Consider the following 14,993-nt stretch of genomic DNA (forward strand, 5'->3'; position numbering starts at 1 on the left):
GACCAGTGACCGAGAGGACCGAATCCGTGAAGACCGTGTTCGTCGACCAGGCGGACCCACTGGCCGCACCGCTGCTCGAAGAACTGGCAATCGAATACAGCACGCGGTACGGGCGCACCCGCGACGAGATCTACGACGATCTCAGCACGTATCCGGCGGAGGAGTTCGCCGCACCGGGTGGCGCGTTGCTCGTTCTGGTCGAGGACGGGACGTCCGTGGCGGGCGGGGCCTTCCGCCACTATGACGACACGACGGCCGAACTCAAACGGATCTGGACCTCGTCGGCGCACCGCCGCCGCGGCCTCGGACGAATCGTGCTGCGGGAGCTCGAGGCCGCGATCACGAGGGCCGGCTATTCCCGCATCTTCCTCACCACGGGGCCGAGGCAGCCCGAGGCGGTGGCACTGTACCTGGCCGCGGGCTACACGGCGCTGTTCGACCGCTCCCTCCCACCGCAGGACGTCGGAATCCACGGATTCGAGAAGATCCTGCACACCCCTACCGCTCTGCCTTCCGCCTGGGCCGCAAAGGAGTACGAATCCGTATGAAGTTTCTGCTGATGAGCCTGATCACTCACCAACCGGATCCTGTCACCGGGGAGACGATCGGCACTGCGGCCAGGCTGCAGGAGGTCGTGGAGTCCGCCGTCCTCGCCGAGCAACTCGGGTACGACGGGTTCGCGGTGGGCGAGCGCCACGAACATCCCTTCCTGTCCTCGTCCCCGCCCGTGGTGCTCAGCGCCATCGCGGCGCGCACCAGGACGCTGCAGTTGTGGACCGCGGTGACCACGCTGAGCCTGCTCGACCCGGTCCGCGCGTTCGAGGACTACTCGACGCTGGACAACCTGTCGGGCGGCCGGCTGCAGCTCATCATCGGGAAGGGCAACGGCACCGCGCAGGCGGACCTGTTCCACGTCACCCCGGACGACCAGTGGGACCGCAACCGCGAGGGCTACGAACTGTTCCGGCAGTTGTGGGAGAGCGAGGACGTCACCTGGGAAGGCGCATTCCGGCCGTCTCTCGAGCATGCTGTCGCCCTGCCGCGCCCGCTGCAGCGGCGGATCCGGATCTGGCACGGCAGCGCGACGAGCAAGGAATCGGTGGATCTCGCGGCCCGCTACGGTGATCCGATCTTCTCGGCGAACGTCACGTATCCCATCGACTCGTATGCCGAACTCGTCCGGCACTACCGCGAACGGTGGGCACACTACGGTCACGATCCCGCCGACGCCCTCGTCGGCGCCGGAACCGCCGGGTTCTACGTGACGCCGAACTCGCAGGATGCGCTCGACGTGTGGCGTCCGATTCACGCCGCTCGCCTCGACTTCGCCCGCAGGGCAGGACTTCCGGTGGTGTTCGAGACCGTCGAGGACTTTGTCGAACGCAGCTCCGCACTGATCGGCAGCGCGCAGCAGGTGATCGACAAGGTGCAGCGCTATCACGAGCAGTTCGGCCACGAGGCGATCCACCTGAGCGCCGACCGTGTCGGCAGCGACAAGCAGCACCGCGAAAGCCTCGAACTGTTCCAGGCCGAGGTGGCGCCCGCGCTGCGCGAGACCATTCCGAGCCGCCACCTCGCGGCCGGCACCGAGGAGGAAGTCGCATGAGCCTGGTATTGGGCATCGAACTCGACGGCGAGGGTGCGCATCCCGAAGCCTGGCGGCGAGCCGCGCACACACCCGACCGGTTGCTGACCGGGCGAACGGTGGCGGACCGCGTCGCGGCAGCCGAGAACGCCGGTTTCGCGTTCGCCTCCTTCGACGATTCGCTCCTGCCACCCGGCGTCGACGGGGGACCCGTCGGCCGGATCGACGCGGTGAACCGCGCGGCATTCGTCGCCGCGACCACCAGCACGATCGGACTCGTACCGGTCGTCGGCACCACGTACGCCGAGCCGTTCCACACCTCCTCCCAGCTCGCGACGCTCGACTACGCGTCGCGCGGTCGCGGCGGCTGGATCGCAGCACGCGACACCGACCCGCGAGTCGCGAGCGCACTGGGCCGGGCCGAGGTCACCGCACCCGCCGACCTCGAGCGGGAGGAACGCGACGCGATCACCGTGGTCCGGGAACTGTGGGATTCGTGGGACGACGACGCGGTGATCCGCGACTACGCCACCGGCCGTTTCGTCGACCGCGACCGATTGCACTACATCGACTTCCAGGGCGAGACGTACTCGGTGAAGGGTCCGGCCATCGTGCCCCGGCCGCCGCAGGGGCGGCTGGTGGTCTTCGGCCTCGAGGGGGACACCGATCCGTCGCTGGTCGACGTCGTGCTGGTGTCCGGACCGACACTCGAGGACACCGTCGAGGCCGCCGGGCGCGCGAAGGCGGGCGGGGCGGTGCTGGTGTTCGCCGAACTGGATGTCGCACTCGGTTCGTCCCCACCTGCCCCGCCGAGCGGACGGCTGTCGTTCGCCGGCGATGCCGCCGGGCTGCTGGAACTGCTGCGCGCCCTGGATACGTACGTCGACGGTGTGCGCCTGCATCCCGCCGTCGTCGACGAGGATCTTCCGGTGCTTGCGCGGTACGTGGTCCCGGCACTCCTTCGCGCCGGCATCGCCCACCGTCCCGTCCCCGGTTCGACCCTGCGCAGCACGCTCGGCCTCGACCGTCCCGTCACCCGATTCCAGGCCGAGCGCCTCGAAGACTCTTCTCGCTGAAAGGTTGTGGAGAACATGACCGATAACTCGTACGCGCGCCCCGGCGCCCAGGTGCACTTCGGTGTCTTCTTCCAGGGCGTCAACCACACGACGATCTGGTCGGACCCGTCGAGCGGATCGCAGATCGACTTCGAAACGTTCCGGCGGGTGGCTCTGACCGCCGAGCGCGGCCTGTTCGACGCCTTCTTCCTCGGCGAGGGCCTGCGCCTGCGGGAACAGGAAGGCAAGATTCTCGATCTCGACATCGTGGGCAGGCCGGACGCGATCACCCAACTCTCGGCGCTGGCCGGCATCACCCGGCACATCGGGCTGGTGGCCACCCAGAACACCACATACAACGAACCGGCCGACCTCGCCCGCCGGCTGTCCGGGCTGGACCTGCTGTCCGGCGGCCGTGCCGGCTGGAACGCCGTCACCACGGACAACGCGTGGACCGGAGAGAACTTCCGGCCCGGTGGCTTCCTCGATCACGCGGACAGGTACGAGCGGGCCGGGCAGTTCCTCGACACCGCCCGGGCGATCTGGGATGCGTGGGCCGACGATGCGGTCGCGACGCGCACCGACGCGCCGTCGTGGTCGACCCCGGACGGTGTGCAGGAGGTGTCCCGGCGCACGTCGCAGTTCGGCGTCACGATCACCCCCACGCTGCCGCGCAGCGCGCAGGGGCATCCCGTCATCTTCCAGGCCGGCGACTCACCGGCGGGCCGGGACTTCGCGGCCGCGCACACCGACGTGATCTTCTCCCGGCACGGAACGCATTTCGACGAGGCGCTCGCCTTCGCCGACGACATCAGGGGCAGACTGCGTCGTGCGGGGCGCCCCGAGGACGATGTGAAGATCCTGCCGGGGACGCAGATCGTGCTCGCGGAGAACGCGTCCGAGGTGGAGGAGAAGGTGCGCTGGGTCCGCGAGGGCCAGTACACCGGGCAGACGGCGTTGTCTCTGGTCGGCCAGGTGTGGGGCCGCGATCTGTCCGATCGCGACCCGGACGGTCCGCTGCCCGAATTCGATCCGGTGCCCGCGCCGATCTCCGTCACCCGCGGGGCCGCGCGCGACGGAAAGGATCCGCTGGCCATCGCCAGGGAATGGCGGGCCCTGGCCGAGGCGCAGAACCTGTCGCTGCGGCAGGTCGCGATCGCGACCACTCAGCGCTCCGGCTTCGCCGGTACTCCCGGACAGGTCGCCGACGAGCTCACCCGGTGGGTACGCAGTGGGGCCACGGACGGCTTTAATATCTCGCCGTACCTGGTGCCCACCGGACTCGACGAGATCGTCGACCTGCTCGTACCCGAATTGCAGGAGCGCGGTTCGTACCGAACGGAATACGACGGTTCCACCCTGCGTGAGCACCTCGGGCTCCGGCCCGCCCTGTCGTGGCGGGAGGTCGAGTCCCGGCAGGCGGTCGGGTAGCGAGGGTCCATGTGGCGCCGCGACCGGGGATCTCTTACACTCGGTAACGACCATCCAGAGCGACCGAGAGACCTGGCTCGTTGACGTCGCAGCAACCCCCCGCCCTGCGGGTGCGGGTGCTACCGCCGGGATCGATGGAGGAACCATGTTGACCGAAGGCTTCGTGAGCGCCTGGGGGCGTCTGCACGTCGATCTCTGCCGGCTGTCCACCTCCATCTGTCACAGCTGACCTGACACCCCGACAGACATCCGGGGTTCCTGCTCTACACACCGCATCCGCGTCGGATCCGGTGTCACTCACCTTTCTGTGCGCGTGAGCGCTGCCGATACGACGGGCAGCGCGCACGGCACTTCTTCGAGATCACGGAGTTCTCGGTGCCATCAGTGCCTTTGTCCTCGCCCTACCGGATCGCAGCAGGTATCGGAGTCGCCGCCGCGCTGGCCACGGCGCTCACCGCCTGCGGTGGGGGTTCCAGCAATTCCTCCGCGGATGCGGGCCCCGCACAGCCCGGCGGCACTCTCCGTTACGGCCTCTCGCAGGCACCCACGTGCGCCGACCCCGCACAGTCGGGCACGAACCAGACGATCTACGTCGCTCGTCAGGTGGTGGACTCGCTCACCGATCAGGACCCGGCAACGGGCGAACTGAAGCCGTGGCTGGCCGAGAGTTGGGAAACGGACGCCGACGCGTCCTCCTTCACGTTCCACCTGAAGGAGGGGGTGACGTTCAGTGACGGAACACCTTTCACCGCGGAGTCGGTGAAGAAGAATCTCGACGCCATCGTGAACACCCTCACCGGGGCCAAGGCAGCGCTCGGTGCCAGCTACCTCACCGGCTACACCGGCACCACCGTGATCGACCCGCTGACCGCGCAGGTCGACTTCGCCGCACCCAACGCGCAGTTCCTGCAGGCGTCGTCCACCCCGCAGCTCGGCATCCTGTCCGATGCGTCCGTCGCGAAGTCCGCCGAAGAGCGGTGCACCGGCAAGATCTCGGGCACCGGGCCGTTCACGTACGCCGACTACCAGCAGGACAAGTCGGTGACCCTCGCCAAGCGCGCCGGGTACAACTGGGGTTCCGACGTGTTCGGCCACGACGGCGAGGCCTACCTCGACACCATCGAGTTCAGTGTCGTCCCCGAATCAGGTGTCCGCACGGGCAGCCTGTCCTCCGGGCAGCTGGACGCGATCAGTGACGCGTTGCCGCAGGACGCCCCGCAGATCGAAGGTGCGGGCGGGCAGGTGCTCACCACGTCGAATCCCGGAACCCCGTTCGGCTTCCAGCCCAACGTGACCCGTGGACCGCTCGTCGATCCCGTCGTGCGCAGTGCGCTGGTCCCCGCGATCAACCGGCAGGAACTGGTCGACACCGTGCTCGGCCCCAACTTCAAGCCGGCCACCAGTACGCTGGCCAGCCGGACCCCGGGCTACGTGGCGCTGCCGGACGTGACATATGACCCGGAGAAGGCGAAGTCGATCCTCGATCAGGCGGGCTGGGTTCCCGGTGCCGACGGCATCCGGGAGAAGGGCGGTCAGAAGCTGAGCTTCCCCGTTCTGTTCAGCTCCGTGTTCGCCGGCAACCAGGCCATCCTCGAGCTGGTGCAGCAGCAGCTCAAAGAGGTGGGAGTGGATCTGCAGCTGAATCTCGTGTCCACCCCCGAGGCCACCGCCCGCCAGAATTCCAAGGACTTCGACGCCACCTACTACAACAGCACCCGCGCAGACGGTGACATCCTCCGCACCCAGTTCGGCCTCGAGGGCCGCAACCTGAACAGCCGCGGACCGATTCCCGCGCTCGACGACGTGCTCGCGAAGCAGCTCGCCACCACCGACACCGCCGAGCGGAGCGCGCTCGTCGCCGACGCCCAGCAGCAGGTGCTCGACAACGGTCTGTGGATCCCCACGGTGGAGTTGTCGCAGGCGATCGGCGCCGGCCCCAACGTGCAGGATCTGAAGTTCGAGGCCTCGGCCCGGCTCCAGTTCTTCGACACCTGGATCAGCGGACGCTGAGCCATGATTCGCTACCTCGGACTACGGGTGCTGCAGGCGATCGCCGTCCTGTGGGCAACGTTCACCGTGTCGTTCGCCGTGCTGTTCCTGCTGCCGTCCGATCCGGTGAGCATCGCCGTCGACTCGGCGACCACCGGAACGACGGTCGACGCGGCCGCCGTCGCGGAGCTGCAGGCACGGTACGGCCTCGACCAGCCCGTGTGGGTGCAGTACTGGAACTCCCTGAGCCACGCTGTCCGCGGTGACTTCGGGTACTCGATCGCCACCGGGCAATCGGTGACCGAGGCCATCGGGAACGCGGTCCCCAGCACGCTCGCGCTGGCGTCCGCGGCGCTGGTTCTCGCGGTCGTGTTCGGGGCATCGGTCGCGTTCCTCGCCACCTACACGAGGGTCCACTGGGTGCGGAATCTGCTGTTCTCCCTGCCTCCGCTCGGTGTCGCGGTACCCACGTTCTGGGTGGGACTGATTCTGCTGCAGCTGTTCTCGTTCCGGTTGCAGGCCTTTCCGGCGTTCGGCGACCAGGGGATCGCGACGCTGGTGCTCCCCGCGGTGACGCTCGCGCTGCCGACCGGCGCCGTGATCGCCCAGGTGCTCGCGGCGAGTCTGCAGACCACGTGGCGGCAGCCGTTCATCGAAGCCGCGCGGGCGAAGGGCGCGTCCCGCTGGCAGATCCAGACGCGGCACGCGCTGCGCCTGTCGAGCATTCCCGCATTCACCATCGCCGGCGTGCTCGTGGGTAATCTGCTGGCCGGATCGGTCGTCGTCGAGACGGTGTTCTCGCGCGCCGGAGTCGGGCGGCTCACCCAGACTTCCGTGATGGCACAGGATATTCCGGTGGTCCAGGGAATCGTGGTACTGAGCTCCGTCGTCTATGTACTCGTCAATCTCGCCGTCGATCTGCTCTACCCGCTGATCGATCCCAGGATCGTCGAGGGCAGGCGCGGTTCCGACCGCAACGACGACTCCGCGGATGTGGAGGAGAAGGTTCATGTCTGACATCCTCACCAGGGAACTGATCGACGAGGCCGAGGGTTTCGGCACTCCGCCGAACGAACCGCCGCGCGCGATCGCGTCCAGGTCGCACAGCCGCGGACGCCGCGTGGTGGCGTGGTGGCGTCGCAATCTGGTGCTGGTGGCCTCGGCCGCCGTGCTCCTCGTCGCGGTCGGATTCGCGGTGGCGCCGTCGGTGTTCGCGAGCGGCGACCCACTGGTCGGGGTGCCCGCCCAGAAGCTGCAGGCGCCGAGTGCCGCGCACTGGTTCGGCACCGACAACATCGGACGTGACGTGTACACCCGCGTGGTCCACGGCGCCGGATTGTCGCTGACCGCAACACTGCTGGCCGTGGGCATCGCACTGGTCGTCGGTTCGCTGATCGGACTGCTGTCCGGTGCCCTCGGAGGTGCGCTGGACGCTGTCCTGATGCGGATCGTCGACGTTCTCCTGTCGATCCCCGCGCTGCTGCTCTCGCTCGCACTGGTGACCGCCCTGGGATTCGGGACGGTCAACGTGGCCATCGCGGTGGGAGTGTCACTGATCGCGAACTTCGCCCGCGTGATGCGTTCGGAGGTGCTGCGGGTGCGCCGGTCGCTGTACGTCGAGGCGGCGTTCGCATCGGGTGTCCGCTGGCACACGGTGCTGCGCCGCCACGTGCTGCGGAATTCGTACGCGCCCGTCGTGGCACTCGCCGCCGTCGAGTTCGGGATGGCGGTGCTCGCGGTGTCGTCGCTGAGCTTCCTCGGGTTCGGCGCGGTGCCGCCCACCCCGGAATGGGGCTCGCTGATCGCCGAGGGCCGGAACTATCTCGCCACCGCATGGTGGATGACAACCCTGCCCGGACTGGTGATTGTGGCCGTCGTGCTGTCGGCGCACCGATTCGGGCATGCACTCGAACAGAGGGAAGTGCGATGAGCGCGAACGACACCCCGATCCTGCAGGTCTCCGGACTCCGGGTGGCGTACGGGAGCGTGAGCGATCCCGTCGTGGCCGTGAAGGGCGTCGACCTCACGGTCTCGCTCGGGGAAGTGGTGGCCGTGGTCGGCGAGTCCGGCTCGGGAAAATCCACCACGGCGCACGCCATCCTCGGACTGCTCAGCGGGTCCGGACGTGCCGTGGCCGGCACCGTCACGTTCGACGGTGAGCGTCTCGACACCAAGTCGGAGCGCGCCCTCGACCGCATCCGCGGCGCCCGGATCGGCCTCGCTCCCCAGGACCCGACGACGTCGCTCAACCCCGTCCTGCGGGTCGGCACCCAGGTGGCGGAGGTGCTCCGGATCCACGGTCTCGCCGACCGGCGGACGGCCGGCATCGAGGCGGTGCGCATTCTCGCCGAGGCCGGGATCGACAAGCCCGAGGTGCGGGCGAGGCAGTACCCGCAGGACCTGTCGGGCGGGCAACGGCAGCGCGTCCTGATCGGGATCGCGCTGGCATGCAGCCCCGAACTTGTGATCGCGGACGAACCGACCAGCGCGCTCGACGTCACGGTGCAGCGCCGGATTCTCGATCATCTCGACGCGCGGATAGCCGAGTCCGGCACCGCGGTCCTGCTGATCACGCACGATCTGGGTGTCGCAGCCGACCGCGCCGACCGGATCGTGGTGATGAGTCAGGGTGAGGTGGTGGAGGCGGGTCCCACCCGCGAGATCCTCGAGAACCCCCAGCACGAGTACACCCGCACCCTGCTGGCCGCGGCGCCGAGTCTCTCGGTGGGGCGGGGGCCCAACCGCGCCGCGGAGGCGGGCGGAGCCGACCCCGATGTCCTGCTGCGCGTGTCCGGGGTGGCCAAGACGTTCCGGATCGATCGGCGCACGGCCATCGACGCCGTCCAGGACGTGTCGTTCGAGGTCCCGCGCGGGCGCACGCTGTCGCTGGTGGGGGAGTCCGGCTCGGGCAAGTCCACGGTGGCCCGGATCGCGATCCGGTTGGAATCTCCCACCTCTGGCCGCATCGACTTCGACGGCCGGGACATCACCACCCTGCGCGGCGGCGCGCTGCGCGCCCTGCGCCGACGGGTGCAGATCGTGTACCAGAACCCGTACGCGTCCCTCGATCCGAAGCTGGCCGTTGCGGACATCGTGGCGGAACCGCTCGGTGCGTTCGGTGTCGGCACCAGGGCGGAACGGGCGGCACGAGTCGCCGAACTGCTCGAACAGGTCGCGTTGCCGCGCACCTACCTCGAACGCAGACCGGCCGAGCTGTCCGGCGGACAACGACAGCGGGTCGCCATCGCCCGCGCGCTCGCGCTGCACCCCGAACTCGTCGTGCTCGACGAACCGGTGTCGGCCCTGGACGTCTCGGTGCAATCGCAGATCCTCGGGCTACTCGAGAGCCTGCAGCGGGAACTCGGGCTCAGCTACCTCTTCATCTCACACGACCTTGCCGTGGTCCGGCAGATCAGCGACACGGTCGCGGTGATGCGGTCCGGCCGCATCGTCGAATCGGGCACCGCGGCAGAAATATTCGACAACCCCCGCCACGACTACACCCGGCAGTTGCTCGACGCCATCCCGGGACGATCCGTCGGGCGCCCACGTTCTGCACAGCTGGAGGAATCGATTCATGCCTGAGTCACACGACCCGCTCGTCGCCGTCGATCTGTACGGCACGGGGATCCATCCGCAGTCCTGGCGTCGTCAGGACTCGCGCGCCGAGGACCTCTTCACCGCCGGCTACTGGACCGGCCTGCTCGGGCAGGCCGACTCGGCCGGAGTGGACCTCGCCTTCGTCGGCGATACCTTCGCGATCGCCACGACGGGACACGCCGATCAGCGTGGAGAGCTGGACGCCGTGGCGATCGCCGCGAGGGCCGTCGCATCCACCGAGCGGATCGGCCTCGTTCCCACGGTGACCGTCACTCACACCGAACCGTTCCATGTGTCCAAGGCCATCGCGAGCCTCGACCACGCGTCGCTCGGCCGCGCCGGGTGGCAGGTGGACGTGTCGGACGGTCAGGCGCAGGCGAATCTGTTCGGGCGCAAGGATGCACAGGATTCCGAGAATCTGTGGTCGGAGGCTGCCGACGCGATCGAGGTCGTGAGTCTGCTGTGGGACAGCTGGGAGGACGACGCCGAGATCCGCGACGTGGCCACCGGCCGATTCATCGACCGGGACAAGCTGCACTACATCGATTTCGAGGGCACGCACTTCTCCGTGAAGGGTCCCTCGATCACGCCGCGGTCGCCGCAGGGGCAGTCGCTGATCGTGATCGGTGCGCGGGACGAGCACTCCACCCGGGTCGCCGCCGCGCGCGCCGACGTGATCCGCATCGGCGCACCCACCGTGGACGCAGCCCGTGACGTCGCCGACCGGGTGCGACGTGCTGCGGCCGAGGCCGGCCGGGACCCCGCTGCGCTCCGGATCCTGCTCGATATCGAGGTGGTGACCGCCGAGACCGTCGACGCGGCGGCACGCGACCTCGCCCAGCTCGAGAACTGGTCCGGCAGCCGGTACGAGCCGGCGTCGATTCTCCACCGCGGCGACGCGCCGGGGCTCTCCCGCCTGATCACCGACGTGGTGGACACCGGGGGCGTCGACGGTGTCACTCTCCGGCCGCTGGCGCTGACGTCCGGCCTGAACGAGATCACCGAGCACGTCCTGCCACTGCTGCGGCCGGGCGACCGAGCGTCCGGCAGCGGAGTGCTCCGGGAGCGGCTCGGGTTCACCCGTCCCGTCAATCACTTCGCGGGACAGGACTGACATCATGAGCAACCAGCGCAAGCAGATTCATCTCGCCGCCCACTTTCCCGGCGTCAACAACACCACCGTGTGGAGCGACCCCGAGTCGAAGAGCCAGATCGACTTCGACTCGTTCGTGCACCTCGCGGAGACCGCCGAACGCGGATTGTTCGACTTCTTCTTTCTCGCCGAGGGCCTGCGCCTGCGTGAGCACCGGGGCCTGATCCACGACCTCGACGTGGTGGGCCGCCCCGACACGTTGACGGTGCTCGGCGCGCTCGCCGGAGTCACCACCCATCTGGGCCTGGCGGGGACGATCAACACCACGTTCAACGAACCGTACGAGCTGGCACGGCAATTCGCCTCGCTCGACCATCTGTCCGACGGCCGGTCCGCGTGGAACATGGTGACGTCCTCGGACGCGTTCACGGGCGAGAACTTCCGGCGCGGGGGATACCTCGACAAGGCCGACCGGTACACCCGCGCAGGCGAACTGATCGAGGGCGCCCGCAAGTTCTGGGACAGCTGGGATCAGGATGCGCTGCAGATCGACCGCGCCCGGGGAGTGTTCGCCGCGGACAACTCGATCCGCGACGTCACCCACTCCGGCTCCCAGTTCGACATCCGGGGACGGTTCACGATTCCACGGAGCCCGCAGGGGCACCCGGTGCTGCTGCAGGCCGGCGACTCCGATCAGGGCCGCGAATTCGGTGCCGCGCAGGCGGACGCCATCTTCACCATCCACGGGTCGCTCGAGGACGGGCAAACGTTCTACGCGGACGTCAAGGGCAGGCTGGCGAAGTACGGGCGCAGCCACGACGATCTCAAGGTGCTGCCCGCGGCGACCTTCGTGCTGGGCGACTCCGCGGCGGACGCGGCCGACCGCGCCGACCACATCCGCCACCAGCAGGTGGGCCCGCAGACGGCGATCGCGTTTCTCGAACAGGTCTGGGGCCGCGACCTTTCCGCGTACGACCCGGACGGTCCGCTGCCGGACGTCGAACCGGCCGAGGACACGAACATCACCCGCGGCCGGGTCCGGCACGCGAAGGATCCGTGCGAGATCGCTGCCGCGTGGCGGGCGAAGGCGGAAGCGGAGAAGCTCAGCATCCGTGAACTGATCATCGCGGTCACGACTCGCCAGCAGTTCGTCGGCACCGCCGCTCAGGTGGCCGAGGAGATCGACCGCTACGTGCAGGCGGACGCGTGCGACGGCTTCATCCTGGTACCGCACCTCACTCCGGCCGGGCTCGACGAGTTCGTCGAGAAGGTGGTCCCGGAGTTGCAGAACCGCGGCACTTTCCGTTCCGAGTACTCGGGCACGACCCTGCGCAGTCATCTCGGACTGCGCCATCCGCATCACCAGACAGAAGGAGTTCGGGCATCATGACCGCAGTCACGGCAGGCGCGACATTCGAGCAGGACTGGCAGGACTGGCATTCGGCGCGAGAGGAGTCTTTCCGCGACCCGCTGGGATGGCTGAGTCTGACGGCCCTGCACTGGCTCGTCGAGACCGACACCACGTTCCCCGACCTGCCCGGGAAGTGGCGGGCCGACGCGGACGGGGTGGTGATCACGGCCACCGCCGACGCCGGGCTCGAGGTCGATGGCGAAGCGGTCGACGGCACGGCGACGCTCGCACCCCTGGAGGGTGCACCCGGTCTGCTCGTGCGGAACGGGAGCCGCAACGTCGAGGTGATCCGGAGAACCGGTGATGTCGCCCTGCGGATCCACGACCCCGAGGCAGGCACCCTCGCCGCGTTCACCGGCATCCCGACGTTCCTGCCCGCGCAGCAGTGGGCTGTGCCGGCGACGTTCACCCCGTTCCCGCAGTCCCGCGTCGTGACGACGGGTGCGGTCGTCGAGGGACTCGAGCACCACCACACGGCGCTGGGGACGCTCGCATTCGAGTACGGCGGCGCCGCACACGAACTCGTCGCGTTCGCAGGAAAGGACGGTGGCCTGCACGTTCTGTTCACCGACGCCACCAGCGGGGTCAGCACGTACCCCGCGGCGCGGTCGCTGGCCGTGGACGCCCCCGCCGCCGACGGCCGGGTGATCCTCGATTTCAACCGGGCGGCCAACCTGCCGTGCGCGTTCACCGACTACGCCACCTGCCCGGTCGCGCCCGCCGAGAACCGGCTGACGCTCGCGGTCGAGGCCGGCGAGAAGAACCCGCGGTAGACATGGCCGAGAAGCAGGTCGTGCTCGGGGCGGCGGCACCCGCGGGGCGGACGGACTTCGCCTTCCTCGCGCAGGCCGCCCGCACCGCGGAGCGGGGGAGATTCGACCTCTTCCTCGCCGAAGGCGTCACCGCGGCGAACGCGCTGGCCGGGTTCACCGACACAGTGGGGCTCGCGGCGACGCTGGACACGACCTCCGCCGAACCGTACGACGTGGCCCGCCGGCTGGCCTCACTCGATCACCTGTCCGGCGGGCGTGCAGCGTGGAACACCGTGGCTCCCGGCGACGAGCGGGCCGCGGAGTTCGTCGACACCGCACGCACGCTGTGGGATTCCTGGGCCGAGGGGGTCGTGACCGTCGACCGCGGCGCGGGGCGATTCGTCTCGGACCCCACCGCCGGCGCGTTCTACCACCGGGGCAGGCACTTCGACATCGGTGGACGCTTCACCGTCCCGCGGAGCCCGCAAGCGCAACCGGTGGTGATCGTGTCGGGGGACGGCCCGGAGGCCCGGAATCTCGCCGCCCGGCACGGCGATGTGATCATCGCCCCGCTCGGCACGTTCGACGCCGGTCGCGCGTTCTACGACGACCTCGCGCGCCGCACGGTCGAGGCCGGCAGGCCCGCCGGCGCGGTGAAGGTTCTGGTCACCACGACGTTCGTGGGTACCGCCACGTCCGTCGCGGACCGGATCGTCCGGTGGGTCCGCGAGGACGCAGCGGACGGGTTCGTCCTGCCCTCCCACCTCACCCCGGACGAACTCGCCCTGTTCGTCGACACGGTGGTGCCGTTGTTGCAGGACCGTGGTGTTCTGCGCACCGACTACACCACCGCCACGCTGCGGCAGCACCTCGGACTCGGTGCCCCGCGCAGCCATCGCGCTGTCAATCCCCGCTCTCTCCAGAAAGTGCCCTCATGACCACTCCGTTGTCCGTCCTCGACCTGTCGCCCGTCAGCGAGGGCACCACCGCCCGCACCGCGCTGCGGAACACCGTCGACCTCGCCCGGCACGCCGAAGCGTGGGGATACAAGCGCTACTGGGTTGCCGAACACCACTTCGTGGGGGTCGCCAGTTCCTCGCCGGCCGTGCTCGTCGGGATCCTGGCCGCCGCGACCAGCACGCTCCGGGTCGGCGCCGCCGCGGTGCAGTTGGGCCACACCACCGCAGCGGCCGTGGTCGAGGCATTCGGCACCGTCGACGCGCTGTACCCGGGTCGCGTGGACCTCGGGCTCGGACGGTCGGGTCAGCGCCGGGCCGAGGCGTTGAAAGCGGTTGCGGAACGCAACAACCAGTCGGCCCCGCCCCACCGGGAGACGGAGATCCGCGACGGCGTCGTGATCCCGGCACCGTTCGATCCGTCCGGGCTCTTGCTGTCTCCCCGGCTCACGGCGGCGCAGTCGGCACTGCAGCAGCCGGGCGCGCTGTCGCCGGCATTCGACCAGCAGGTCGACGACATCCTGGCACTGCTCGGCGGCACGTACCGCACCCCGGACGGGATCGAGCTCCACGCCAGCCCCGGCGAGGGCGCGGACGTCGGCGTGTGGGTGTTCGGCAGCAGCGCGGGACCGAGCGCCGAACTGGCCGGCCGGCTGGGGCTGCCTTTCGGCGCGAACTACCACGTGAGCCCGTCGACGACCCTCGAAGCGGTCGAGGCCTACCGCGCCGCGTTCCGCCCGTCGCCGAACCTGCAGAAGCCGTACGTCGTCGTCTCCGCCGACGCCGTCGTGGCGGAGGATGACGCGACCGCGACGGAACTGGCGTCGACGTTCGCGCACTGGACGCACAGCATCCGCAGCGGGCACGGGGCGATCCCGTATCCCGACCCGGCGCACACGGCACCGCTCGGCGAGACGGAACGCGCGGCGGTCGAGGACCGGCTCATCACCCAGTTCGTGGGGGCACCGGCCACCGTCGCAGACCGACTCGACAGCCTGCGAAGGCTCACCGACGCCGACGAACTGGTGATCACCAGCGTCACCCACGATCACGGCGACCGGTTGCGCTCCTACGAGCTGCTCGCAGCGGAGTGGGGACTGCCGGGCCTGCTGGCCGCCTGA

General features: G+C 69.3%; 14 protein-coding genes and 1 riboswitch. All 14 genes read left to right on the forward strand.

Annotation, left to right across the window (positions count from 1 at the left end):
• Positions 1–5 precede the first annotated feature (5 nt).
• A complete protein-coding gene (locus tag ACFVJ3_RS09265; protein ID WP_378451788.1) occupies positions 6–548 on the forward strand; it encodes a GNAT family N-acetyltransferase in 543 nt (180 codons plus the stop codon).
• A complete protein-coding gene (locus ACFVJ3_RS09270) occupies positions 545–1,606 on the forward strand; it encodes an LLM class flavin-dependent oxidoreductase (RefSeq protein ID WP_378451789.1) in 1,062 nt (353 codons plus the stop codon). Before ACFVJ3_RS09265 ends, ACFVJ3_RS09270 begins: the two co-directional genes overlap by 4 nt.
• On the forward strand, positions 1,603–2,661 hold the full coding sequence (locus ACFVJ3_RS09275; protein ID WP_378451790.1) for an LLM class flavin-dependent oxidoreductase: 1,059 nt from the start codon (positions 1,603–1,605) through the stop codon (positions 2,659–2,661). The genes ACFVJ3_RS09270 and ACFVJ3_RS09275 overlap by 4 nt, the downstream gene beginning before the upstream one ends.
• Before the next feature lie 15 nt (positions 2,662–2,676).
• The gene (locus ACFVJ3_RS09280; RefSeq protein WP_378451791.1) at positions 2,677–4,071 is read left to right on the forward strand and encodes an NtaA/DmoA family FMN-dependent monooxygenase; all 1,395 of its coding nucleotides are present in this window, start codon (positions 2,677–2,679) and stop codon (positions 4,069–4,071) included.
• A 47-nt stretch (positions 4,072–4,118) separates the two neighbouring features.
• Positions 4,119–4,212: riboswitch (SAM riboswitch) on the forward strand.
• Positions 4,213–4,216: 4 nt separating this feature from the next.
• Positions 4,217–4,300, forward strand: a complete 84-nt coding sequence (locus tag ACFVJ3_RS09285; RefSeq protein WP_310794466.1) for a putative leader peptide — start codon at positions 4,217–4,219, stop codon at positions 4,298–4,300.
• A 155-nt stretch (positions 4,301–4,455) separates the two neighbouring features.
• Entirely contained in the window at positions 4,456–6,081 is a 1,626-nt protein-coding gene (locus tag ACFVJ3_RS09290) for an ABC transporter substrate-binding protein (protein WP_378451922.1), read from the forward strand.
• 3 nt (positions 6,082–6,084) lie between these two features.
• A complete protein-coding gene (locus ACFVJ3_RS09295) occupies positions 6,085–7,077 on the forward strand; it encodes an ABC transporter permease (protein ID WP_378451792.1) in 993 nt (330 codons plus the stop codon).
• Positions 7,070–7,990: an ABC transporter permease gene (locus tag ACFVJ3_RS09300; RefSeq protein ID WP_378451793.1), complete on the forward strand. Its 921-nt coding sequence runs from the start codon at positions 7,070–7,072 to the stop codon at positions 7,988–7,990. Before ACFVJ3_RS09295 ends, ACFVJ3_RS09300 begins: the two co-directional genes overlap by 8 nt.
• The gene (locus tag ACFVJ3_RS09305; protein WP_378451794.1) at positions 7,987–9,645 is read left to right on the forward strand and encodes a dipeptide ABC transporter ATP-binding protein; all 1,659 of its coding nucleotides are present in this window, start codon (positions 7,987–7,989) and stop codon (positions 9,643–9,645) included. Before ACFVJ3_RS09300 ends, ACFVJ3_RS09305 begins: the two co-directional genes overlap by 4 nt.
• The gene (locus ACFVJ3_RS09310; RefSeq protein ID WP_378451795.1) at positions 9,638–10,774 is read left to right on the forward strand and encodes an LLM class flavin-dependent oxidoreductase; all 1,137 of its coding nucleotides are present in this window, start codon (positions 9,638–9,640) and stop codon (positions 10,772–10,774) included. Before ACFVJ3_RS09305 ends, ACFVJ3_RS09310 begins: the two co-directional genes overlap by 8 nt.
• A gap of 4 nt (positions 10,775–10,778) precedes the next feature.
• Positions 10,779–12,143: an NtaA/DmoA family FMN-dependent monooxygenase gene (locus ACFVJ3_RS09315; protein WP_378451796.1), complete on the forward strand. Its 1,365-nt coding sequence runs from the start codon at positions 10,779–10,781 to the stop codon at positions 12,141–12,143.
• Complete coding sequence (locus tag ACFVJ3_RS09320) at positions 12,140–12,937, forward strand: DUF1684 domain-containing protein (RefSeq protein WP_378451797.1); 798 nt, start codon at positions 12,140–12,142, stop codon at positions 12,935–12,937. The genes ACFVJ3_RS09315 and ACFVJ3_RS09320 overlap by 4 nt, the downstream gene beginning before the upstream one ends.
• 2 nt (positions 12,938–12,939) lie before the next feature.
• Positions 12,940–13,854 (forward strand): LLM class flavin-dependent oxidoreductase, encoded by a 915-nt coding sequence (locus ACFVJ3_RS09325; RefSeq protein WP_378451798.1) that lies wholly within the window; start codon positions 12,940–12,942, stop codon positions 13,852–13,854.
• Positions 13,851–14,993 carry an LLM class flavin-dependent oxidoreductase gene (locus ACFVJ3_RS09330; protein WP_378451799.1) on the forward strand — a complete coding sequence of 381 codons (1,143 nt, stop codon included), beginning with the start codon at positions 13,851–13,853 and terminating at the stop codon, positions 14,991–14,993. The genes ACFVJ3_RS09325 and ACFVJ3_RS09330 overlap by 4 nt, the downstream gene beginning before the upstream one ends.

Source organism: Rhodococcus sp. NPDC127593, from assembly GCF_042671975.1.
Classification (GTDB): domain Bacteria; phylum Actinomycetota; class Actinomycetes; order Mycobacteriales; family Mycobacteriaceae; genus Rhodococcus_F.